This window comes from Filifactor villosus (assembly GCF_042652965.1).
Classification (GTDB): Bacteria; Bacillota; Clostridia; order Peptostreptococcales; family Filifactoraceae; genus Filifactor; species Filifactor villosus.
The window spans coordinates 1-24,077 of sequence record NZ_JBHSHL010000021.1 but is presented as its reverse complement, the minus strand read 5'-3'; the positions used below and the strand labels follow the sequence as shown (position 1 = coordinate 24,077).

General features: G+C 43.9%; 19 protein-coding genes, 1 tRNA gene and 1 other annotated feature. Of the genes, 16 read left to right on the top strand and 4 right to left on the bottom strand.

Features of this window, described 5'->3' with window-relative positions:
* Window positions 1-253: 253 nt before the first annotated feature.
* Complete coding sequence (locus ACFO4R_RS05995) at window positions 254-1,213, top strand: copper amine oxidase N-terminal domain-containing protein (RefSeq protein WP_379788145.1); 960 nt, start codon at window positions 254-256, stop codon at window positions 1,211-1,213.
* A 675-nt stretch (window positions 1,214-1,888) separates the two neighbouring features.
* A tRNA-Pro gene (locus tag ACFO4R_RS05990) sits at window positions 1,889-1,965 on the top strand.
* 810 nt (window positions 1,966-2,775) lie between these two features.
* Here ACFO4R_RS05990 and ACFO4R_RS05985 read toward each other — a convergent pair.
* The 3 genes from ACFO4R_RS05985 to ACFO4R_RS05975 form a co-directional block, all read right to left on the bottom strand.
* Complete coding sequence (locus tag ACFO4R_RS05985; protein ID WP_379788144.1) at window positions 2,776-4,221, bottom strand: aminoacyl-histidine dipeptidase; 1,446 nt, start codon at window positions 4,219-4,221, stop codon at window positions 2,776-2,778.
* A gap of 443 nt (window positions 4,222-4,664) precedes the next feature.
* Window positions 4,665-5,294, bottom strand: coding sequence for an SdpI family protein (locus tag ACFO4R_RS05980; protein ID WP_379788143.1), 630 nt, complete (start codon window positions 5,292-5,294; stop codon window positions 4,665-4,667).
* Complete coding sequence (locus ACFO4R_RS05975; RefSeq protein ID WP_379788142.1) at window positions 5,287-5,562, bottom strand: autorepressor SdpR family transcription factor; 276 nt, start codon at window positions 5,560-5,562, stop codon at window positions 5,287-5,289. Before ACFO4R_RS05975 ends, ACFO4R_RS05980 begins: the two co-directional genes overlap by 8 nt.
* 889 nt (window positions 5,563-6,451) lie before the next feature.
* Here ACFO4R_RS05975 and ACFO4R_RS05970 point away from each other — a divergent pair.
* From ACFO4R_RS05970 to ACFO4R_RS05960, 3 genes are read left to right on the top strand one after another with little or no spacing between them, the layout of a single operon-like run.
* Complete coding sequence (locus ACFO4R_RS05970) at window positions 6,452-8,551, top strand: DUF5693 family protein (RefSeq protein WP_379788141.1); 2,100 nt, start codon at window positions 6,452-6,454, stop codon at window positions 8,549-8,551.
* Window positions 8,544-9,653: a polysaccharide pyruvyl transferase CsaB gene (csaB, locus tag ACFO4R_RS05965; RefSeq protein WP_379788140.1), complete on the top strand. Its 1,110-nt coding sequence runs from the start codon at window positions 8,544-8,546 to the stop codon at window positions 9,651-9,653. The genes ACFO4R_RS05970 and csaB overlap by 8 nt, the downstream gene beginning before the upstream one ends.
* A gap of 7 nt (window positions 9,654-9,660) precedes the next feature.
* A complete protein-coding gene (locus ACFO4R_RS05960; RefSeq protein WP_379788139.1) occupies window positions 9,661-10,422 on the top strand; it encodes a WecB/TagA/CpsF family glycosyltransferase in 762 nt (253 codons plus the stop codon).
* Between the two features lie 513 nt (window positions 10,423-10,935).
* Here the strand turns inward: ACFO4R_RS05960 and ACFO4R_RS05955 are convergent.
* Window positions 10,936-11,166, bottom strand: a complete 231-nt coding sequence (locus ACFO4R_RS05955; RefSeq protein WP_379788138.1) for a hypothetical protein — start codon at window positions 11,164-11,166, stop codon at window positions 10,936-10,938.
* A gap of 82 nt (window positions 11,167-11,248) precedes the next feature.
* Window positions 11,249-11,462: a binding site (T-box leader), on the bottom strand.
* Between the two features lie 491 nt (window positions 11,463-11,953).
* Between ACFO4R_RS05955 and rlmB the strand changes: the two genes are divergently transcribed.
* From rlmB to ACFO4R_RS05900, 11 genes are all read left to right on the top strand, one after another.
* The gene (rlmB, locus tag ACFO4R_RS05950; protein ID WP_379788137.1) at window positions 11,954-12,682 is read left to right on the top strand and encodes a 23S rRNA (guanosine(2251)-2'-O)-methyltransferase RlmB; all 729 of its coding nucleotides are present in this window, start codon (window positions 11,954-11,956) and stop codon (window positions 12,680-12,682) included.
* Window positions 12,679-13,212 carry an NYN domain-containing protein gene (locus tag ACFO4R_RS05945; RefSeq protein ID WP_379788136.1) on the top strand — a complete coding sequence of 178 codons (534 nt, stop codon included), beginning with the start codon at window positions 12,679-12,681 and terminating at the stop codon, window positions 13,210-13,212. The genes rlmB and ACFO4R_RS05945 overlap by 4 nt, the downstream gene beginning before the upstream one ends.
* A 40-nt stretch (window positions 13,213-13,252) precedes the next feature.
* Window positions 13,253-13,969, top strand: coding sequence for an RNA polymerase sporulation sigma factor SigH (gene sigH / locus ACFO4R_RS05940; RefSeq protein ID WP_379788135.1), 717 nt, complete (start codon window positions 13,253-13,255; stop codon window positions 13,967-13,969).
* Window positions 13,970-14,103: 134 nt separating this feature from the next.
* Window positions 14,104-14,817 (top strand): UMP kinase, encoded by a 714-nt coding sequence (gene pyrH / locus ACFO4R_RS05935; protein ID WP_379788134.1) that lies wholly within the window; start codon window positions 14,104-14,106, stop codon window positions 14,815-14,817.
* 4 nt (window positions 14,818-14,821) lie between these two features.
* Window positions 14,822-15,379 carry a ribosome recycling factor gene (gene frr / locus ACFO4R_RS05930; RefSeq protein WP_379788133.1) on the top strand — a complete coding sequence of 186 codons (558 nt, stop codon included), beginning with the start codon at window positions 14,822-14,824 and terminating at the stop codon, window positions 15,377-15,379.
* Window positions 15,380-15,583 carry a hypothetical protein gene (locus ACFO4R_RS05925; protein WP_379788132.1) on the top strand — a complete coding sequence of 68 codons (204 nt, stop codon included), beginning with the start codon at window positions 15,380-15,382 and terminating at the stop codon, window positions 15,581-15,583.
* Between the two features lie 77 nt (window positions 15,584-15,660).
* Window positions 15,661-16,377: an isoprenyl transferase gene (locus ACFO4R_RS05920; protein WP_379788131.1), complete on the top strand. Its 717-nt coding sequence runs from the start codon at window positions 15,661-15,663 to the stop codon at window positions 16,375-16,377.
* Between the two features lie 16 nt (window positions 16,378-16,393).
* Window positions 16,394-17,182 carry a phosphatidate cytidylyltransferase gene (locus ACFO4R_RS05915; RefSeq protein ID WP_379788130.1) on the top strand — a complete coding sequence of 263 codons (789 nt, stop codon included), beginning with the start codon at window positions 16,394-16,396 and terminating at the stop codon, window positions 17,180-17,182.
* 336 nt (window positions 17,183-17,518) lie between these two features.
* Window positions 17,519-18,547 carry an RIP metalloprotease RseP gene (gene rseP, locus ACFO4R_RS05910; RefSeq protein WP_379788129.1) on the top strand — a complete coding sequence of 343 codons (1,029 nt, stop codon included), beginning with the start codon at window positions 17,519-17,521 and terminating at the stop codon, window positions 18,545-18,547.
* A gap of 86 nt (window positions 18,548-18,633) precedes the next feature.
* Window positions 18,634-19,683, top strand: coding sequence for a flavodoxin-dependent (E)-4-hydroxy-3-methylbut-2-enyl-diphosphate synthase (gene ispG / locus ACFO4R_RS05905; protein WP_379788128.1), 1,050 nt, complete (start codon window positions 18,634-18,636; stop codon window positions 19,681-19,683).
* A gap of 50 nt (window positions 19,684-19,733) precedes the next feature.
* The gene (locus ACFO4R_RS05900) at window positions 19,734-23,969 is read left to right on the top strand and encodes a PolC-type DNA polymerase III (protein ID WP_379788127.1); all 4,236 of its coding nucleotides are present in this window, start codon (window positions 19,734-19,736) and stop codon (window positions 23,967-23,969) included.
* Window positions 23,970-24,077 lie beyond the last annotated feature (108 nt).

Below are 24,077 nucleotides of genomic sequence, written 5' to 3'. Positions count from 1 at the left end.
GCATTATCAGAGCAGCAAAGACATACGGATATCCGTATGTCTTTGTGTGCCTTTTTTGAAAAGAATTTCGATACAACCTCGAAGTCTGCATAATTACCGTTATTGGCTTGTGCCACACGAATACGGGATGTATAACTGCCAAAAACCGTTTGAGGGATTTGGTAATACACACTACATGATCAGGTGAGGCCACAGGCAATGTATATGTCGGATAAGGGGAAACCACTTGTTTTATTTTGAGAAAGGAAAAACTATGAAAAAGACGATAATTGGGATCCTATGTGCAACAATGGTTGCATTGACAGGAGTTACGGCATTTGCTGAAACGGCACGTTTCAGTGTTCCGGTCAAGTTGATCAATGCGTATCAAAAAGATAAGCCTTCTATGGCGAACAAAGCATTGAAGAGTGAAGCGGACGTTCTCGTGGATGAAAACGGAACGGCAATAAACATCTATCTGAAACCGCTGGAATTTGGAGGAACTCAAGAAAATATCAAAAAGATGTTTTTGGTAGAAAACGGAAAAAAGATTGAAGGAATAAAGAGTGAAACCGGAGAGAATCCCTACAACATCAAAGTGGAATTAAAGAGTACTGCTCAAAAGCCCGCCGAGTTGGAAGCGGCGGTTTGGGTAGATGCCATGGACAAAATCAAAGGCGGAGGAGACGGTTCCGGAGAACAAAAGGTCTTTTTGTCCCTTGACTGGTCCAAATCGATGGAAGTAAAAGAAGGAGAAAAGAAAGAAGAAAAAACGCCTGCACCTGCACCGACAGTACCCGAGAAAGAAGAAGGAACTGTACCTGCCGTGCCCGAAAAAAAGGAGACAGTAAAGGTAGAGGTGCCGAAAAGCGGGATAGGAGTTCAGATCAACGGAGCTCTTGTCAACTTTGACACTCCGCCTGTTGCGAAGGGTGGAAGGACTCTAGTTCCTCTTCGTGCGATTTTTGAGGCCCTAAATGCACAGGTAAAATGGGAGGCGTCAACCAAAAAGATTACCGCAGTCAAAGAGGGAAGAACGGTTGTATTAACTTTAAACAAAAAACAGGCAACCATAAGTGAGAACGGTAAAATGCAGACGGTCGAGTTGGATGTTCCTGCGGGACTCGAGCAGGGTGGAAGAACCTATGTTCCGCTTCGTTTCATAGGAGAAGCTTTTGGAAATAAGGTTTCTTTTGAGAAAAAAGGGCAGGGAAGTTTGATCGTAATCGAATAGAATGAAGGTTACAGGGGATGTTTTCCCAAACAGAAGACATCCCCTCTTCCTTTGATACTAAAACCCAATTAAAATGTGAGGTATAGAGATAAATCGGAATTTACAGTAAATGGAAAGTGCAAACGGAACCAATACTACGTTTTTGGAGCTGAAAACCAAGTCGTGAACCATAGCATCGGAACTGCGGAGGCTCAAACAGCTGATTTATATGTTTCATACTATTCTTCGATAGAAGCATGGTTATATCTGTTTTGCAACCACGAAAATTCGTGCTCTCTTCTATGGAGTGCAAATCGTTGATATCCATTATTCAAAGGAATAGTAGTATCACTCGTTCGGATCGGCTTAGCAAACTTCGTCATTCGCTGCGTTCATCCTTCTCTTCTACGCGTTGCTCCGCTGTCCGCTTTTTCAATCGATCACAAGCTTTGCCTGTTCTCGAGAGCAGAGTTATCGTTCTTTGTTTTTCACTTTCATATCCGAGTCCTGTGTTGAAACATACTCATACAGATAACCGGACAATGCAACAGGTAATAGTATGAAAAGAGGTTTTTTCCGTGTTCGTCACAAAAGAAGCGATCGTTTTGGCCAATGTTTCTATCACGGATAAAAAAATAATAAAAGATGAAAATTTATCTTGATTTTTTGTCAAAGAAGTTGTACAATACTGTCTATCGGGGTGTGGCACAGTTTGGTAGTGCGTCCGGTTCGGGACCGGAAGGTCGCAGGTTCAAGTCCTGTCACTCCGACCATTTTATTGAAGATAAAGAAACTGAGATACCGTCGGTATGCAGTTTCTTTTTTTGATTCATGCAATGTCAGGGCCTAACAATCTCTGATACTGCTTCCTGTTCAAATCGGATACTGTTTGATGCTTGAAATCCGAGCAAATAGAGTAAATGATTGTTGATACCGCTCTTCCTTTGAGTTATGGATATAAACAATCTGTGACCCATAGAAAATAAAATGATTTTTCGTGGGTTGAAAAACAGATATATCCATACTTCTATTGAAAAATAGTATAAAATCCAATTAAATCATCAGGTTTATGGAAGGGGTAACCATGAATCGTCATTTATAGGAAATGAAAGTGCAAACGAAACCGATACTACGTGTTTGGAGCTGAAAACGAAGTCGTGAACCATAACATCAGAACTCGCTAAGGCTCAAACAGCTGATTTATATGTTGCACTCATTTGGATCAGTTCGGCAAACTTCGTCATTCGCTGCGTTCACCCTTCTCTTCTGGGCGATGCTCCTCTGTCCGCTTTTTCATCTGATTTCAAGCTTTGCTTGCTCTCAAGAAAAAGAGTTATCGTTCTTTGTTTTTCACTTTCATACCCCGGTCCTGTGATTGAAACATGCTCATACAGATAACTAGGCAATTCAAACAGGTGTTAGTATCATGAGGTCCATATTCTATTTCCATTCGACTAAATATCAAAAGGACGGTATATGTTTGTCTGCTTGAATTGCCTAATGCTCAAATTCCGTGCTTCACACAAGTGAAACATACAGATCGGGTAGTTCCATTCTTCGGTTCATTTCAGTATTGGAGCCGTTTACGAAAACCGTATCATTTCTTTTAGAAGAGCTACTACATAGTCATACATTCTGTCGGCGGAGTCAAGCTGCATCTTTTCCTTCGGAGAGTGGACATCATAGATGTTGGGTCCCAGTGAGATAATATCGATACCGGGGATTTTTTTTGCAAAATATCCACACTCCAGACCGGCATGGATGGCTTCCAACTTAGGCTCCTTGTTAAAAAAGGTTTTGTAGGTTTCAATAGCCAAGTCCCGAAGAGGCGAATCCGCCTTATACTCCCAAGCCGGATAGCCTCTTCCCGTGAGCATATCGACCTTGCATAGTTTGGACAGAGTAAGGTTTCGCTCGCAGATCAGTTCAAGAAGGCTGTCCACGGAGCTTCGGGCGGAGATATAGAAACCGATTTCGTTTTCTTCCGTTGTCACAATACCCAAGTTTTGGGAACTTTCTACAAGACCGTGGATATTTTTGCTCATGGTATTGACACCATTGGGAACGAGGACGAGGAAGGAGATGATATCATCCCTGTTTTGCTTTTCCATCACTTCGGAAACAAAGTCGGATGTTTCAAGATACAGAGAAACCTTGTCTGTCGGTTGAAGCTCGTTGCGAACTTCGGTTTGCATAAGCTCTACCATCTTATGGAGTGTACTTTCATCTTTTTTGGAGAGATTAAATCGAGCGTGTGCATCTCTGGGTATGGCATTCATTTTGGAGCCCCCGTCTATAGATACCAGCTCCATATCAGGAAGAGCTTTCGCAATACGATTCAACAGTCTTGCGAGAAGTTTATTTGCATTTTCACGTCCCGAATTGATATTCATTCCGGAGTGGCCGCCTTTCAGGTCGGAAACAACAAGCTTATAAGTGGTGTCCTGCATGGAGGTTACATAGCGAAGGGGAAGTTTTCCTATAAAGTCCAAACCTCCTGCGGAAGAAACACAGAAGACTCCTTCTTCCTCGGAATCGAGGTTGAGCATATATGTTCCGCTCAGACTCTCGCTTTTTAGAAGTTCCGCACCCTTCATAGTGGTTTCTTCTTCGGTCGTAAAGATGGCTTCCAAGGCAGGGTGTTCGATTGTGTCATCGAAGAGGAGAGCCAGGGAATAGGCAACACCGATTCCGTTGTCTGCACCCAAGGTCGTTTGGTTTGCATGAAGGAAGCCTCCCTCTTCAATCAATTCGATCGGATCCGTATCAAAGTTGTGAGGGGATTCGGGAGATTTTTCCGCCACCATATCCATATGGCTTTGCAGGATCACGGGAGAGATGTGCTCATAGCCCTTTGTTGCAGGTTTTTTTATGATGATGTTTCCGGATTCGTCCTCTTTACATACTTGGAGATTTCTCTCTTTGGCAAAATTCAGAAGGTAGTTTTGAATACCCTGTTCATTTCCTGAAGCACGTGGAATTGTCGACAACTCCTTAAAAAAATCGTAATACGTCTTTGTTTGTTTCATAAAAGTCCTCCTTAAGTGTATAGATAGAATTGTTAGAAATACTGTCTTCGATTGCAAGAACAGTCGAATTGGGTGAGTCCGTATTGTAACATACAGGCAACCAAGAAGATAAATCGGTGCCGAAAGCAAACAATGCAGTCTCAATCTTCCTGTTTTGTCTTTCCTGAAAGCGAAGAAATCATCTTCCAACTTGTTGGCACAAATTCTTTTTCGAGTTCAAGCGTTTCGAGGTTTTCGACTTGCAAGAGAGTTTAAAAATTCGACCGATATCTCATTGTAGCATTATTTAAATGAGATTTACACTTAAATTTTATATAAAAAAAGCAAATAGGGAGGACAAAACTCCTTATTTGCTTTTATGCCGTGTTTGGTTTTGTACAAAGAATATTCTATCGCACAATTCAAAAAATGAGTTTTGGCAATAGAGGTTATTCCATCGAGTTTTATTTGTTCTTCTTGTAGAGAAGGAAGGAATAGAGTACCGGAATCATCAACAGAGCGAGTGCTACAAACATCAGAGGCTGTGATTTGATAAAGATGTTGACGATCATCAACAGACCGCAGATCACAAAGGTCCATGCACCGACACGGTGGGTTTTGTTCCAGTTTTCTTCATCGTTCAAGGTCCATGGAGTTCGAATTCCCACAGTGTAGTTTTGTTTGGTTTTGGGAAGGTAGTTGCCCATAAGGACGAGAATGACTCCGATTGCAAGCTGGGAGACAGCGGATATATCCATTCCGATCTCCATGGCATTTGCGTAGATACTCAGATGGGTAAACAAGGTTACAAGGGGGATGATCCAAAAAACAACTTTCAGCATCTTTTCTCCCATATTTTTCTTTTTGGGATCGTTAAGGGTAAAATACATGGCGACAAGCTGTAAGAAGCTCATCATCAACGGCATGATAAATACGACAAAGGTTTTGGAATTGAATTTATCGGCGGTTCCGTCAAATTGGAAGTGGGTTGCCATTTCCATAGGGAGCCGATCCCAAAGTAAGATACCTACAAGCATGGGAAAGAGTATAACGATCAAAGTGATGATGAGTGTGGGTGTATACTTTTTAATCATTGTTTTTTCCTCCTTTTAAATCGGACAGCCAGAGCATGATTTCTTCTACTACGGAGGCATTGAGCTCATAGTAGACATAGTTCTTTACCTTCGTCTCCTTGACCAACTCCGCCTTTTTCAAAATACTCAGATGGTAGGAGATCGTTGCGCCGCTCACATCGAACAGGCGTACGATCTCACCGGCAGATTTCCTGCCGTCTTTAAGAAGGGTAAGAATCTCACGCCTTAGAGGATCGGAGAGGGCTTTGAATGTTTGTGCAAAAGCCAAGGTTATCGCCTCAATTCTATTTAGAAATATTTCTAAATAGAATTGTACGATATATTTCGGGAAAAATCAATATCTATTTTGAAAAATTTCAAAATAGATATTTGTGAGAGCTTTGAGAATACGAATGGACAAACCATAGGGAACTGTGTATGATAAAAGAGTTGGAACATCGCATTTGATTACGGGAGGTAAGATGTGATGCGGTTCTCCGACAGAACGATTGCAGTTATGTTGCACCCATGAACCTTCGTTTTCTCTTCTGCAAAGGACAAATCCGCGATATTCATAATCCGAATGAATAACGCTATGGAATACAAGGTCGGGAATATATGGCATACGGAAGAATTTTTGTATGAGGCGGTTTTGTTTTGAAGGGCAAGAGAAGCCGCTGAGATTTGATGGACACTGTGATATTAATATGGACAGGTTGAATGCTTTGACCGTACCATCTCCACGAGGTTTATTTCAATCGGATAACAATAGTATGGATTGCTTTTTTAATCTTTTTTTACAACTTGGAACAAATAATAGGTAGGTTTTGTGCTATAATAAATTGTTATCGATAACCTGATGATGTAGGCGAACTTCTTAATTAGGATTTCCCGGCCGGACAACGGGCAAAAAATAAGGGTTGTGTCTGTCTAGTGACACGCGGATATTCCTCGCTCTCTATGTTTTGCCGTTCGGTAGTGCTTGAGGACGAGATTCAGAACCTGTCTTTCGAGCATCATAAGAAGCCCCTGTTTTTGTGCAGGGGAAGGGTATACAAGGGTTTCGATAGGAAAGGATACATTCTACATAAGTTGTTTTGTGTTTCAAATGCAAGGTGCAAACAGAACAATACTGTATCTTAAAGTAATACAATATTGTACCGGAAAGGAAAACGAGTATGAAACTTGACAGAATATTGATGTGTTTTATTGTATTGGGGATGCTGACATCCCTATGGATAGGATATGAACGTTTTGGTCTGGAGAACGATTTTAAAAATGTTCAAATTACGGCGGACTATCAAGATTTCTTCCATATGTCTCTGGATTCAGATATGAGCTTTGAAGAGTATCTTAAGAGGATGAGAGAGGCGGGAATCAGGAGTGTGGCAATCCAAGAGGAAACGATACAGAGCCTTCGAGGCAATCCGCACTGTCATATCGGGACTCGTCTGGAAGGCTTGGACCTTATCGTCGAAGGTGATACTAAGGATCTGGAGTTTATCAAGAGGGGGTTGGAAAGAACATTGAAAGAAACCCGGGTCATTGAATGGCGAGGTTCAAACACGCTGGTTATTCATGGAGTTCCTAAGGATTACATCCATACGATGACGAACATTGCCGATACAAGGGCAAATAAGGAAGCGTTTTCCAAAATTTGGGACGGTTTGAAGTTGGAGACATTGGGACTGGGTTTCAGTGAAGAGAAGATACAGAAGGTGTTGGATGCGGGGATGGTCCCCCTTTTAAGACCTACCTACAACCATGAATATCAGGATGCCAAGAAGACGGTGGATCGTTATTTTTCATATATTGACAAATTGCCTGAAGAATATAAAGAAGCAGGCAATGTCATTGTATTTTCGGGAGACGAGTTCCTCGGTTATGATGAAGGACCTTATATGTATGAAAAACTCAAGCAGTATGAGATGTACATCGGTTTGGTGGAGAGTAATGTTAAAGGCAAAAATCTCAAAGCGAAGGGACAGAACTCGCTGACGAAAGATGTGCACTACAGAGCGATTAAGGTGTTTACCACCTGGGATTACATTCAAAAACGCTACGATTACGAGATCCCCTTTCATCATAACGGAGAAGAGATTGTAAACACCTACTATAGAGGCATTATCGACCGAAATATCCGTCTGATTTATCTCAAGCCTTTTTTGATGCCGGAGGGAAGGTATGTGACGGATGTATCCGCCTACGAAAACTTGGTGCCGAGCTTACAGTCCAGACTCAACAAACATTCGATTCGAATCGGAGGCAAGGTGGAATCGCTGAGAAACTGGGCGGTAAATCCTCTGAAAAAACTGCCCGTTGTGTGGGCGATCGTGGCAATCTTCCTGATTCTGTTCCAAAATATCGTACCTATAAAAAGGACGGGACTGTATATCCTTCAGGGGCTCGGGATGGCAGTTGGAACTTTGCCCTTTGTTCTGGATAGGGGACTGGGAGCACTTACCCCGCTTTGGGCCTTACTTGGAACAATAGGTGTTGCCTCTTTGGCTACGACCTATGTGATTGCAAGTGCAAGAGGGATCTTTGATGAGAATAGGGGGATAAAACCTCTCGCCGCTTATATCACAGGAGTAAAGGTGCTTAGTATTTCGGTGCTTTTGAGCATATTGGGAGCCTTTTTCGAGGTGGCTCTTTTGTCAAACAGTGAGTATATGCTGGACATCCTTACGTTTAAAGGAGTGAAGATATCGCAGTTGACGCCGATCCTTTTGACACTGATCATCTATATGGCTTATTTCGGGTTCGGTCAGATCAAGGAGATGAGTGACCATCGTCTAAATTTGGACGATACAAAGAGACTTCTCAACAAAAACATTAAGATATGGCAGGTCCTTCTGTTGGGGATACTCGGAGCAGCAGGCCTTGTCTTTATGGCACGCTCAGGCAATACGAGTGAAGTGAAGCCCGCAACTTTGGAACTCCTGATGAGGAATTTTATGGAGAATGTATTTATCGCACGCCCCAGGACCAAGTCGATTATGCTGGGTTTCCCGGCGGTGATTTTGTTTGTGTATTTGGCGAGATATCGAAAGTGGCAAGGTCTGTATGCGATTTTGGCTATTGCTGTAGCTGTCGGTCAGAGCAACATTCAAAATACATTCTCACATATCAGAACCCCCATCTACTTGTCGATCGGGAGGGTTGGAGGCGAATACCTCGTTTCTCTGTTCACCGGAGGAATCTTGGTGTTCGTATGTTCGACGTTGTTAAAGCTTCGCTACAGGAAGAAAAAGCGGGAAAGGAACGCATATGAATAAACTTCTTTTATCAGGTTATTTCGGATTTAACAATATGGGAGATGAAGCGATATTAAAGGGATTGATCGACGGTATCCTTCGTGAGGTCGAAGCTCCTGAGATCGTTGTTTTATCTTCAAATCCGGAATTTACACAGAAAAAGTACGAAGGCTACCCTGTCAAGGCTATCAACAGGATGGATCCTGTCAAAATCGGCAAGGAGATGAAGGATATGGATCTTTTTGTTAGCGGTGGAGGAAGTCTTCTGCAGGATGTCACTTCTTCACGTTCCCTCCTCTACTATTTGGGCTTGTTGAGTCTTGCAAAGAGCGTGTATAAGAAGAAGACGATGATCTATTCGCAGGGGATCGGTCCTGTCAATAAGGAGGCAAACAAGACTTGGGTGAAAAGAATCCTAAGCAAGGTCGATCTTATCAATGTGAGAGACAAAAATTCGAAAAAGACCCTTGAAGACATCGGCATTAATCGAGACATCCTCGTTACCGCCGATACGGTGCTCGGGATGACACCTCCCTCCAAGGAAAGAGGAAAGAAGCTTCTGTCCGATATGGGTGTGGTTGAAGGTCGTACCAATCTTGCGATCTCTCTGAGGACATGGAAGGATAGGGATGCTCATATCGAGAAGGAGATCGGTCTTTTGATCGAGAAGCTTTTGGAGACCGGGACATACAATATCTTCCTTCTTCCCTTCCACTTCAACGAGGATATGAAGCTGATTTCAAAGATCCATTCAAATTTGGAGAAAAAGAAGCAGGTGTATGTCATTACTCAGGATCTGTATGTCGATGAGTATCTCTCTTTTATGGGAAATATGGATATTGTTGTAGCAATGCGGTTGCACGGTTTGATTTTTTCGACCTTGATGGGAGCGGTGCCGATCGGAATCTCTTATGATCCGAAGGTGGACAGTTTTTTGCAGGAGATCGATAGCAAGGATGTTGTTTCTGTGGAACACGTTACCTCCGAGGATTTATACGAGAGGATCCTTTATAAGACACAGAATCTGTCAAAGGAAAAAGAACATATTCGCACCCAAAGGCAAGCCTTGAGAGAAGTGGCCGATGTGTCAAATGTTCGATTGAAAGAATTATTGATGAAGTAGGTGTGAGATGGAAGCGATGAATGTATTGGGAGTAAGGGTTGACCGTGTTGATATGCAGACTGCATGCAGACTTGCTCAACAAGGGGTGCAAGGAAAGAAGGCCTTTGTTGTCATAACGCCCAACAGCGAGATTGTCATGAAGGCGAAGGATAACGCCGCACTCTTTTCCATTATAGAGGGGGCGGACCTCGTTGTTCCTGACGGGATCGGCCTCGTCCTTGCTTCGAAGATTTTGAAGAGACCGTTGAAAGAGAGGGTAACAGGCATCGATCTGATGCAGAATCTCCTTCGATGGGCAAGCGACAATGACAAGACGGTTTATTTCTTAGGCGGTAAGCCGGGGATTGCACAGAAGGCGGCGGATAAGGTGCAATCTCAGTACCCTGCCCTGAAGATCGTGGGAACCGGGCACGGTTATTTTAAGGGTATTCATACGGGAAATAAGGGACATCAGGAAGAGGAGAACACCGTGTCTCAGGTGGCTGAAGCCAAACCGGATCTTCTCTTTGTCGCTTTGGGAGCACCGGGACAGGAGTATTTTATCGACACCTACAAGGATAGGCTTCATGCGGGTCTTCTCATGGGCGTTGGAGGAAGTTTCGACGTTCTTTCGGGAGAGGTGCAGAGAGCTCCACAGTTCTATAGAAAATACGGCTTGGAGTGGTTCTACCGACTAATCAAAGAACCTTGGAGGATCGGCAGAATGATGTCTTTGCCGCTGTTTATGCTCACTGTGATTTTTACAAGAGGGAAATACGTTCAGAAGTGATGTTGGAGTCGGATGTTTAGAGAGAACTCGATATTCGTATTGAGGACGATATTGTGATTAGATCAAAGTCCCGTCAATAGAAACAATGTGACTGTCAAAATACTCATACGGGTATTCCTTTGAATTGTGGATATAAACAATCTGTGAGCTATAGAAGATAAAACAATTTTTCATGGTCAAAAAACGGATATATCCATATTGCTATGGAAGAACAGAATCAATAAAAAACCGCAATGGTCTCTTGTGACATTGCGGTTTTTTAGTTACCGGTAATTTGACGGGCAAGATGGTTCATCCGCCTCCTGTATTCGTCCATATCGACTCCTTTCCGACCGTAGATTTACGGTTCACATAAGATTTGTGCTCCTCGGCTCGCTCTGTTAGAATTTCATACTATTTTATTATCCGCATAAACTTATTTAGTTCCATCGTTTGTACTCCAAAATACCAAAATACTTTCTTCATCACAGGCGGTACATTTCCAGGTTTTGATCGGATAACAGTATTCATGACTTAAGCGGCGCAATAGGACTTCATGAGAGACTTCATCTTTGCATTGAGTTCGGATTCCTTTTGTTCAGCGTCCTTTTTGTTCTTTTCGGAAACCAAGAGAGTGATAAATTCTCCGTCATAGTCGACCGAATCGATGAAGGTAAACTCTTGAAGGTGGCTCATAAAAGAGTTTTCCACATCTGAGAAGTTTTTTTCCAATTCTTCCATAATAAAATGATACTTAAACAACATAAAAAACACTCTCCTTTGTAAATATAAATTATATATTATGTCGATAGCAACATAACAGTCAAAATAAAAAAACTCCGTCTCTCAAAGAGACGAAGATATCCGCGTTACCACTCTAATTAACGGCAGGTTGCCGTTCACTCAAAGAATTTAACGCATATCTTACGAGATATCATACTTGATTTTTCCGATATCCTCCTCGGCAGCTCTCTTCGAACATACTTCATTGTTGAACTCACACTCTGGATCAACTCGCTGAAATAAAGGTTATGATCTACTCTCTGCGTCCTTGAATTTTCTAAAAATTTTGATTTGAGAGTTATTATAGTACAACTTATACACCTTGTCAAGAAGAAATTTGTTTTAAATCGAAAAACTACAAATTTTCCGTACAATTTGGAAAAAGGTCAAAAAGTTGATGTGGATTGCAGTTTTGGATATATGGCGATTTACGAAGATGTACAAAGCTGAAATACTAATGATCTTATATCGTTTGCCCCTTCTTCCTTACTCGGAAGGAAGGTAGGGGAAAGCTTTAAAAAGACCTCGTATTCCTTTTAGGGAAACACCGCATAAAGGCAAGTTTTTGATTTTCATCCGGTTTTATAAGATACGAAAGTCTTTCTTATCAATATTTTTAAGAACTTCATCCTTTGTATAGAATTGGTTTTATTCTGATTTTTCCAATTATGCGGTATCTTCTTAGATTTTCGTATCCTGTCGTGATTGATAAAAAATGTCTTTTATGAGATAATGAAAAGAAAAATAGAGCTAAAGAAAGAGGAAGAAGATGAATATAGAAGGTAAAAATGCCGTTTTGGAAGCGTTAAAAAACAAGGTTGGTATCGATACCCTCTTTGTATGGAAGGACAGCAAGGATGCCGGGATCAAGAAACTCATCGCCATGGCAAAGGATACCGATTGCGTGATAAAGTATGTGGACAAACAGAGTCTGGACAGGTTGAGCGAACTCAAAAATCATCAGGGAGTGATCGCGCAGAGCGCAGAGTACGGATATGCGGATCTTCAGCAGGTACTCTCGGAGATTGAGAAAAGCGGAAAACCGGGAATGTTGTTGATCTTGGATGAGATCGAAGATCCTCACAACCTGGGTGCTCTTATTCGCAGCGCCGAGTGTGCGGGGGCAGATGCCGTTATTATTCCCAAGCGCAGGGCGGCTGCGGTGAATACGACGGTAGTCAAGACCTCGGCGGGGGCAGTGAACTATATGAAGGTGGCAAGGGTCACCAATTTGGCACAGACGATGGAAGAACTCAAGAAGCATAACTATTGGATCTACGGTCTGGATATGGAAGGTCAGGTCTATCATCAGGTGCAAATGAGCGGAAACATCGCCCTCGTTGTGGGCAATGAGGGAAGAGGTCTGGGACGTTTGGTGAAGGAGAAGTGCGATTTCATCCTTTCGATCCCCATGAAAGGAGAGATAAACTCGCTCAATGCTTCCGTAGCAGGTTCGGTTGTTATGTTTGAAGCGAGTAAGCAGAGAGAACGATCATGAAGACACAGATAAAAAAACGTTATGTTTTGGTGGTAGACGGCTATAACATCATCAATGCCTGGAAGTCTCTGAGCGATATGTCGAAAGTGAATCTGGGTGCTGCCAGGGAAGAATTGAACTTTAAGTTGGAAGAATATCTTTCCTATCACAATATGGAAGGTTATGTCGTCTATGACGCCTACAATGTGCGGACGAAGGAACAGCGCCATGAGGTCAGGGGTAGGCTGAATATTATTTTCACCAAGGAAAACCAAACAGCGGACTCCTTTATTGAAAAGTTTATCTCCGAATACAAAAACAAACGCCACTATGTACTGAAGGTCGTAACCAATGACATGGCAGAGCAGCAACATATATTGGGCAAGGGTGCGGGCAGGATGACCGCCAGAGAATTGGAGCTTGATATGATGAAGGCAAAAAAAGAAGTCCGCTGTGAACTCGCTTCCAAAAAAGATAAGAAAAGCACCTTAGATGCGATTGTCGATGAAAGTGTAATGGAGAAATTAAATAGAATGAGAAAGAATCAGTAGGGTGGAAGAACCTTGCACTTAAAGGTAAAAAGGAGTTCCTATGGACAGAAGGACAACGGAATATCTCGAAACAAGGCTCAAGGACTGCGGTTTGTTGGAGAACGAGGCAGTGTTGAAGCGTGATATTCTTGAACAGGAAACGGTGGAAGTCTACCTTGTCACCCTTGCCCAACAGGGGGATGAGATAGTCATCGAATACATTTTCAAAAAATACAGGGCCTTGGTCTTCAACAGGGCAAAGACGTACTTTATTGCAGGAGCGGACAAGGAGGACCTTGTTCAGGAGGGGATGATAGGTCTTCATAAGGCGATCAGGGACTTTGATAAGGACAAGAACATCCTTTTTCGATATTTTGCGGAACTGTGTGTAAATCGCCAGTTGATTACGGCGGTAAAGGGAAGCACAAGACAGAAACATATCCCGTTAAATTCGTATATTTCCTTGAATAAACCTGTTTTTGAAGAGGACTCGGAGATGACTTTGATGGATCTGGTTGCGAACGATGTGTTTTCGGATCCGGAGGAGATCATCTTGCATAAGGAAAAGTCGGAGATCGTAAAAAAAATGATTGAAGAACTTCTGACTCCTTTGGAGAAGAAGGTAATCACCATGTATCTGCAAGGGGTCTCTTATCAAGAAACCGCAACCATATTAGGCTATAACATCAAGACCATAGACAATGCTCTGCAACGCTCAAAGAGAAAGTTTGAGAGATATCTCAGCGAAGGCTATTTGACGGATGAAAATAAGGACTGATCCTTACATAAGTACAAAGCGAGAACTTTCAGCTTGAATAATTGGGTCTTCATATTGTTTCATAAAGCGATTTACGATATAATAAGTACAGAGATGATACGAATTCATCAGATATACAAAGTGGAGGGGAAAATATGGAAGCACCACAGTACAAAAGAGTATTGCTGAAATTGAGTGGTGAGGCGCTTGCAGGCAAGAAGGGCTTCGGAATTGACAATGGAGTGGTCTCTGACATTGCACAGGCCATAAAAAAGATCAGTGACAGGGGGGTTCAGGCCGCCATCGTTGTCGGAGGAGGAAACATTTTTCGGGGACGGACCGGAGAGGGCATGGACAGGACGACTGCCGATCATATGGGAATGCTTGCAACGGTGATCAACTCGCTGGCAATGCGTTCCGCCTTGGAAGATGTCGGTGTCGATACCCGGGTGCAAACGGCAATTGAAATGAAGGCGATCACGGAGACTTACATAAGGCTTCGTGCTATGCGGCATTTGGAGAAGGGGAGAGTTGTGATCTTTGGAGCCGGAACGGGAAATCCTTATTTTTCAACCGATACGGCTGCAGCGCTTCGAGCTGCCGAGGTCGATGCTGAGATCATTCTTTTGGCAAAGAAGGTTGACGGAGTCTATGACAAAGATCCTTCCGAGGATCCGAGTGCTGTCAAGTTTGATCGTTTGACCTATTTGGATGTGCTGAGTCGAAACCTTAAAGTTATGGATTCAACCGCCACATCTCTATGTATGGATAACAATATACCGATCAGGGTATTTTCTTTAGAGGATCCGAATAATATATTGCGCGTTGTAAACGGTGAGGATATCGGAACGATTGTGAAGGGAGAATAAGAAGATGAAACTGGATGTACATGTTCAATTTGAAGAAAAAATGGGCAAAACTCTTTCCGTTTTGAAAGAAGAGTTGAGTGTTATTCGTGCAGGCAGAGCAAATCCGGCGATGTTGGACAAGGTAAGTGTGGATTACTACGGAACGACAACACCGCTGAAACAGATGGCGGGGGTCTCTTCTCCCGATCCCAGGACCATTATGATCCAACCTTGGGATAAGACGGTACTTAAGGATATCGAAAAAGCGATCTTGACCTCCGATTTGGGTCTGAATCCATCCAATGACGGAGAGGTCATTCGTATCAACATTCCTCAGTTGACCGAGGAGAGAAGAAAAGAACTGGTAAAGCTGGCTACCAAGACGGGCGAGCAGTCCAAGGTCGCTCTTCGAAACGAGAGACGCGAGGCGAACGATAAGATCAAGAAGATGGAAAAAGAAGGAGAGCTCAGTGAGGACGATTCCAAAAAAGCACTGGATGAAGTTCAAAAAATGCTTGACAACTGCGTGAAAGAAGTCGATGCCATCATCGCAAAAAAAGAAAAAGAAATCATGGAAGTATAGATGAACTATAACACATTGATAGGTAGGTCGCTGGAAGAAGCGAAGTTTCTCTTGGATAGTGAAGGCATTATCTATGAAGTGAAAGAAACAAAGGGATTTAAGGACAAGGATCTGCTTAAAGAACCGTATGTGATAGCCGTACGTGAAGCTTCGACACCGGTGATTCTTGTGAGTTATTTTTTGACGAAAATTAAAGAACATTGAGGCAAGTAGTTTCTTACACAGTGATGTAAGAAACTACTTCTTTCGTATAGAGGGAAAACGGGGGAGACAGGATAGAGATGGAACTCGATAAAACGAAGATGCCCAAACATATAGGTATCATTATGGACGGAAACGGAAGATGGGCCAAGAAGAGGAATATGCCCAGAAACTTCGGGCACAAACAAGGGGTTGAAACACTCAGGACCATAGCGGAGGAATGTGATCGTTTGGGCATAAAATATCTCACTGCCTATGCGTTTTCCACGGAGAACTGGAAGAGGTCGGCGCTTGAGGTCAGCGGTATTATGAACTTGTTGGTGGAATACCTGAGCAGGGAATTGCAAAAACTCCACGAAAAAAACGTTAGACTCACTACGATAGGAGAGATCGATAAACTCCCTGTCAAGGCCTATCAAAAACTTTTGGAGTCTAAAGAATTGACTCGGAACAACACGGGGCTTGTACTTAACCTTGCTTTGAACTATGGAAGCAGGCGGGATATCTCCAATGCCATCCGAAGAATCATCGAGATGGAGAGACAGCGAGGGATCGACTTGGAGGATGTCGACGAAGAATTTTTGAGACAGTTTATGGATACGGCCTTTCTTCCCGATCCGGATCTGATTATCAGACCGAGCGGAGAACAGAGGTTGTCGAACTTCCTGATGTGGGAAGCGGCCTATAGCGAGTTTTGGTATGCGAGCATCAATTGGCCGGACTTTAAAATCTCGGATCTTCATCAAGCGATTTGGGACTACCAAAATAGAGACAGAAGGTTCGGTGCGGCAAAATAAATGAGGAGGATTGCTTATGTTTGTTCGTATTGCTTCGGCGTTGGTCTTAATACCCTTGTTGCTTTTCTGTGTTCAAACAGGACACCTCGCACTACTGTTCTTCCTGTTGGCTATCTCATTGGCATCTTTATTTGAACTGTTTCGGGTCTTCGAGACCGGCGGTTATAAGCTTATAAAGATTACGGTCTATGTGGTAACTGTCCTGACCTACATTCTCATCTACTACAAACACGGGCTTCTGTTTCACCTTACGCCTATTTTGATCGTAATCGGCACGGCCTATGCAATCCGAGGAAAACTATCTTCGGAAGAACTGGCTCTCAGTGTCATGGCCTACCTTTATATCCCGATCTCCCTAAGCTATATCTACTCTCTGAGAATGCAGCAGGGAAACTATGTGTGGCTGGTCTTTCTCTTGGCCTATATCACGGACACGTTTGCTTATTTTGTGGGAAGAGCGTTTGGAAAACATAAGCTGATTCCCTCGGTGAGTCCGAAGAAAACGGTTGAAGGAGCGGTCGGAGGAGTTGTGGGGGCAGTCCTGTGTTGCCTCCTGTTTGAAAAATACTTCGGAGAAGACTCTCACTACGTTGGCATCGTGATCCTTGCTCTTTTGGGGAGTGTGGCATCCCAGCTCGGGGATCTTTTTGCTTCAACGATGAAGAGACATTTCAAAGTAAAGGATTATGGGAAACTGATACCGGGGCACGGAGGAGTTTTGGATCGGGTAGACAGTGTGTTGTTTACGGCTCCCCTTACTTATTATGCCTTCTTTCTTATTCGATTGATCCAAGAACTTTTATAAGAAGGATACTTCTGTTGCCTGCTTTATACCCGGATCGATCACATTGTTGATATCGGAAATTTGTACTTTGTAGAAGAGGAAACGAAATTTTGTGGTTAAAAAGCAGATGTGACAACAGTTTTACATGCTAACAGCACTACGGGATGTTGAGGAATGAGTTCGAGTTGATTTTTCTTTGCCAAAATAAAATGAACAGGGGTATGTGTGATTCTGCTTTATTCGGGTATTATAGTAGAGGAGAAAGGATGCTTCCTTTTCAAAATTCATTCAAAATACACAAGAAGTTATTGAAGAGTAAACTATAATAAGAACAGATAAAAATGGAGGTCATGCAGTATGAGTATAACGAATATCATTGCAGCAATGCTTGTGTTCGGAGGTTTAGTGTTTTTTCATGAATTAGGGCATTTTATTGTGGCAAAGAAAAACAAAGTGCGTGTATATGAGTTTGCGGTCGGGATGGGGCCTTCTCTTTACAAAAAGATGTACCATGATACGAAGTACTCGTTGAATCTTATCCCTATGGGAGGGTATGTTCGTATGAGTCCGTTGGAGGATGAGGAGGAGACTTGCCCGGAAGAAGACTTTCTCAACAAAAAACCCCTTCAAAAAATTGCGGTAGCACTTGCCGGACCGGCGATGAATATCCTTTTGGCACTTCTTCTGTTTATTTTGTGGGCGGGGATTTTAGGTACTCCCGTCAATCGGATCAATGAGGTGATAGATGGATATCCTGCACAGGCGGCAGGCTTGAAGTCGGGGGATACCATTGTTGAAGTCAACTCGGTGGAAGTCGGTAGTTGGCAGGAGGTCATTACACAAATATCGAAGTCCGAAACCGGTACGCCGATTGAGTTTAAGGTGATCTCGAAGGGAGAAGAACAGGAAAAGATTCTTCTGATCGAGCCGATCGAAAAAGACGGAAGGGTCTTGATAGGAATTACTCCTGCGGTTACAAGAAATTTCAGTAAGGCAGTCTCCAACGGCTTTGAGCTTACGTGGAGGGTTTCCGGGGAGATGCTTTTGTTTGTGAAGAAACTGTTTTCGGGAAGAGCGGGCACTCAGGAATTGTCCGGCCCGATAGGCATTGTTCGCATCGTCTCCGATTCGGCAAAAGAGGGAGCGGCAGAACTTTTGTTTGTGGCAGGAGTGATCAGTTTGAACCTTGCGATCATCAACCTTCTTCCGATCCCCGCTTTGGATGGAAGTCGCATCATCTTTTCGCTTGTAGAGTTGCTTCGAAGAGGAAAGAGGATCCCGGTGGAATGGGAGAACCGTATCAATATGGCGGGCTTTGTGTTTCTGATGGGACTGATGATATTTTTGACCTATAAAGATGCGATGAGATTGATGATACGTTCTTAGACAGAAGGTGTGGATCTTTGTTGCCCGCATCTGACACAGCCTTGGAAAAGAAGAATTTTTACAGGAGTTTTAGGAGATAGAAAAGAATGATAGAACGAAAGAAAACAAAGATGGTCAATGTCGGAGGAGTGAAGCTGGGAGGAATGGAGCCCATAGTCATTCAATCGATGACCAATACCGCCACCGAGGATGTAGAGGCGACGGTGTCTCAGATCAGAGAATTGGAAGAGGAAGGTTGTCAGATTGTGCGTTTGGCAGTTCCCAACACACAGGCGGCGGAGGCGATCAGGGAGATCAAAAAAAAGACAAACCTCCCCTTGGTCGCCGACATCCACTTTGATTACCGCTTAGCTCTTCTTTCGATAGAGAACGGGATTGACGCGCTAAGGATCAATCCCGGTAATATCGGGGGAGAGGATCGGGTCGAGGCTGTGGTAAAAAAGGCAAAGCAAAATCGACTTCCCATTCGTATCGGGGTGAACGGAGGTTCCCTTGATCCGAAGATCAGAAAACAGGATCTTTCGTTCGAAGATAGGATGGTCGAAAGTGCAATGGAGCATATACGGATCCTTGAACGACTCGACTTTGAAGACATCGTGGTTTCGCTCAAGGCCAGCGACATTTTTCGTACAATCGCGGCCTACGAAAGATTTTCCGAGGTTTCGGACTATCCTCTTCACCTGGGGATTACCGAATCCGGAGGAGCGAGGAGCGGAGCGGTGAAGTCTTCGATCGGGATCGGTCATCTCTTGATGAAGGGAATCGGAGATACGATCCGAGTATCTTTGACAGCAAGTCCCGTGGAAGAGATCGTCATCGCCAAGGATATCCTGAAATCGTTGAATCTGTATGACAAGGAGATCAAGATCATCTCCTGTCCTACCTGCGGACGGACGAAGATAGACTTGATCCCTCTGGCGGAAAGGGTGGAAAAAGCCGTCAAAGGGATCCGAAAACCGATCACCCTCGCCATTATGGGTTGTGCAGTCAACGGACCGGGAGAGGCCAGGGAGGCCGATATCGGTATCGCGGGCGGAGTGGGAGAAGCAATCCTCTTCAAAAAAGGAGAGATCATCCGCAAGATCAAAGAGAGTGAAATAGAAGCGGAACTGTTGAAGGAAATAGACAGGATATGAGAAGGGGCCGGTATTCGGCCCTCTTCTAAATGGAAGGACTGATGCACGGGATGGCTATAAAGATAGGGTTTGATGAAGAGTATTTAAAGCCGATCAAAATGGAATATATCAGGCAGAGTTCACAGCTCGTGTTGTTTATGAAGGCAGGTCGTTTGTTTTCCGATTCTGAAGTCAAAGAGATCGAAGATTCTTTTCAGGCGGAAGGGAGAAATTTGACGCTGCATCTTCGATTGGAATACGAAGAAGATCTCTTGACGGAGGATTTTTGGACCAACTATGCACAAGAGATATGGAACTTTCTTCTTTCTCTATGCCCGGGTCTCAAAGGGCTCAAAGGAGGAGAGGGTTTTGTATACAGGCAGGAGGATGAGACCTATTTCTGTGAGATAGCAAATCCGCTGATCCACAAAAGTATAGAGAAGATGGGAGTGCCGCTGCTCCTTCGTGATAGGGTAAAGAGTCAAACGGGTAGAGAAAAAAACTTTGTGTTCCACCTTGCTGAAGAGATGGAGGACATGAGTTTTTTTGAAAAGCAGAGGGAGGAAAATCTCGATTCTCTGATCAAATCTATGGATGTTCCTACAGGAGAGAAGGACAAAAAACCGAGTGTAAAAAAAGAACAGTCTAAGGGCGATATCATTTTGGGTAGGAAGATAGCGGGCGAGTCTCTGTCGATAGAATACATCAAAGGTGAGGGAGATATCTTTGTCACGCAAGGAAGGGTGTTTTCTCTCGACAAGAGGATTACAAAGTCAAACAAGTATATCTATACCTTCAACATTAAGGACAAAACAAGTGCTTTGTCCTGTAAGGCCTTTGTCTCCAATGAGGACTTTGCGCTCAAAAAAGGAGACTATATCAAGCTCAGGGGCAGGATGGAATACGATACTTACGCGAAGGAAGATATCTGCCTTGTAAACGACATTTCTCTTGCCAAAGAAGAATTGAGAATGGATGAGGAAGAAATCAAGCGGATCGAGCTGCATGCTCACACGACGATGACGAGTATGGAAGGCATCGTCAATGTCAAGGATCTCATCAAAAAGGCTGCACAGTGGGGGCATAAGGCGATAGGGATCACGGATGACGGTGTGGTTCAAGCCTTCCCCGATGCGATGGATGAGGCCAAAAAGTCGGGAGTAAAGGTACTCTACGGTTTGGAGGCTCACCTGGTCGATGATATGGCGCAGGTTTTGAAGGAAGTAAATGAAGAGGATATGGACCAGGAGTTCGTTGTCTTTGATATAGAGACGACCGGTTTTTCGAGCACGGAGGACTCCATTATAGAAATAGGAGCGGTCAAGATCAAAGAAAAACAGATCGTTGATCATTTCAGTGAATTGATCAATCCCAATAGGGACATTCCTCCGGTTATTACCGAACTTACAGGAATCACGAACACTATGGTCTACGATAAGGACCCCATAGAGATTGTTCTGCCCAAGTTTATGGAGTTTAGCAAAGGTTGCGTTTTTGTCGCTCACAACAGCGACTTTGATACTTCCTTTATTCGAGAGAAATGCAAAAATCAAGGTCTGGACTACGATCATATTGCCGTTGATACGGTAGAACTTTCCAGAGCCTTGCTTACGGATCTGAAGCGTCACAAGCTCGATGTGGTAGCGAAAAAACTCGGAATCTCCCTTGAGAATCACCATAGGGCAGTCGACGATGCCGAAGCTACTGCTCAGATCTTCCTGAAGTTTGTATCGATGCTGGAAGACAGGGGAGTAGAGCGTTTAAGTCAGGTCAACGAGAAGATAACCAAGACGAATATTCAGGCGATAAGAGATACTTCTATTACGATGTTTGCAAAGGATCTGACGGGACTAAAAAATTTGTATCGCCTTGTATCTTTTTCACACATCAAACATTTCTACCGAGTTCCAAGAATCCTTAAGAGCGAGCTTCTGAAATATAGGCAAGGTCTTCTCTTGGGAACCGGAGGAGAATCCGGAGAGGTATTCTCGGCAGTGAGAGATGAGTTCCAGAGAGGGACTTCGACACAGATCGTCGAGAAGTTACTTCAGTTCTATGATTTCGCCGAAATTATGCCGACGAGTACTTACCGAAGTTTCTTCAGTGCGAGGTATGATCTTCCTACTCAGCTCTTGGAAAAAATCAACAAGAGGATATGGGAGGCGGCATCCGAGGCGGGGCTTCCTACAGTTGCTGTGGGAAATGTTCATTATTTGGATGAAGAGGATGGAATCTATCGCCATATCTTGAGGCACGGTCAAAAGAAGAAGGATGAACATATAGACAAGGCCCTGTACTACCGAACGACAAGGGAGATGTTGGATGAGTTTTCCTACTTGGGTGAAGAGGTCGCAAAACAGGTTGTCATAGACAATACCCATCTGGTTGCGGATATGATCGAGGATTTGCTTCCCGTTCCTGATGGCACCTTTCCTCCCGAGATCGAAGGAGCCAAAGAGGATCTGCGCAATATGTGTTATGAGAAGGCGAAGAGGATATATGGAGAGAACTTGCCCGAACTGGTGGAGAAGAGGCTGGAAAGAGAGCTCAACTCCATCATAGGAAACGGATATGCGGTGATGTACATCATAGCTCAAAAGTTGGTCACAAAATCTTTGAGGGACGGATATCTCGTAGGTTCCAGAGGTTCGGTAGGCTCCTCCTTTGCAGCGACGATGAGCGATATCACGGAGGTAAACCCTCTACCTCCTCACTATATTTGTCCTAATGAAGAATGTAAGTATTCCGAGTTTCTCCTGGATGGTTCCATAGGTTCGGGGGCAGATATGCCCGACAAGTCTTGTCCCAAATGCGGTCACAAGTTGACCAAAGAAGGGTTTGACATCCCCTTCGAAGTCTTCTTGGGTTTTGAGGGGGACAAGGAGCCCGATATCGACCTTAACTTTGCGGGAGAGTACCAGCCTAATGCGCACAGATATGTGGAAGAGTTGTTCGGGGAAGGCTATGTCTTCCGTGCAGGAACGATCGGAACCATCGCTGAAAAGACGGCCTTCGGTTATGTTGCAAAGTATCTCGAAGAGAACGGAATCCGTGCAGGAAGTGCACAGCTTCAAAAACTCCAATTGGGATGTACAGGGATTAAAAGAACATCGGGTCAGCATCCCGGAGGAGTAATGGTATGCCCGAAAAATAAGGATATCTATGATTTTACGCCGATACAATATCCCGCCAATGATTCCAAGAGCGGTGTCATCACGACCCACTTCGACTATCACTCCATCAGCGGAAGGATATTGAAACTCGACATTCTCGGACACGACGGCCCTTCGATCATTCGACACTTGGAAGATATGACGGGGCTTGTGGCGACCGAGCTTCCTTTGGATGATCAGAGAACGATGTCTATCTTTACCTCTACGGAAGCCTTGGGCTGCGACCTGTCCAAGATCGATTGTGAAACGGGAAGTCTCGGTATCCCGGAGTTCGGGACCAGATTTGTACGACAGATGCTTATGGATACGCAGCCTCACACCTTGGCGGAGCTGGTCCGTATCTCGGGGCTCTCCCATGGGACCGACGTTTGGGTCAATAACGCCCAAGACCTTGTCAGAGGCAATGTTGCTACCCTCAAGGAAGTGATTTCCACAAGGGATGACATTATGAACTACCTTATCCAAAAGGGACTGCCATCGAAGATGTCCTTTAAGATCATGGAGAGCGTTCGTAAAGGCAAGGGTATCACCGATGAATGGGAAGAGGCGATGTTTGAAAACAACGTGCCCTCCTGGTACATCAACTCCTGCAAAAAGATCAAGTATATGTTTCCCAAGGCACACGCTGCCGCCTACGTTATGATGTCGTTTCGGATCGCCTACTTTAAAGTCTATCAGAAGGAAGCCTTCTATGCCGCGACCTTTACGACTAAGGTCGCAGACTTCGATATCGAATTGATCTCAGGCGGAGAAGAGGCGGTGTTGAAGAAGTTCTTGGAACTGAAGAAGGAAGAGAATACTCTTACGACCAAGGAGAAAGATATGATGACGGTATTGGAGCTCGCCTACGAAATGTACCGAAGGGGAGTGAAACTCAAGAAGGTGGATATCTATCATTCTCATGCACAGAAGTTCCATTTGGAGGACGGGATGATACTTCCTCCACTGATGAGTATCCAAGGTCTTGGGATGACGGTCGCCGAAAAGATACAGGAAGAGGCAAAGAAAGCGGAATTTATCTCGTTGGAGGACTTTCGTAAGAGGACGAAGGCGAGTAAGACCGTTGTTGAAACGCTTTTGAACCACGGGTGCCTGGCGGGACTGCCTGAAACCAACCAGTTGTGTATGTTTTGATATGGAACAGGTCCTTTCTCAAAAAAAGAAGAGGAGCTTCCTAGAGCGTGTCTACGCAATACTTTACAAAACGTAAAAAATATGAGATACTCGTATAAAACAGAGGAG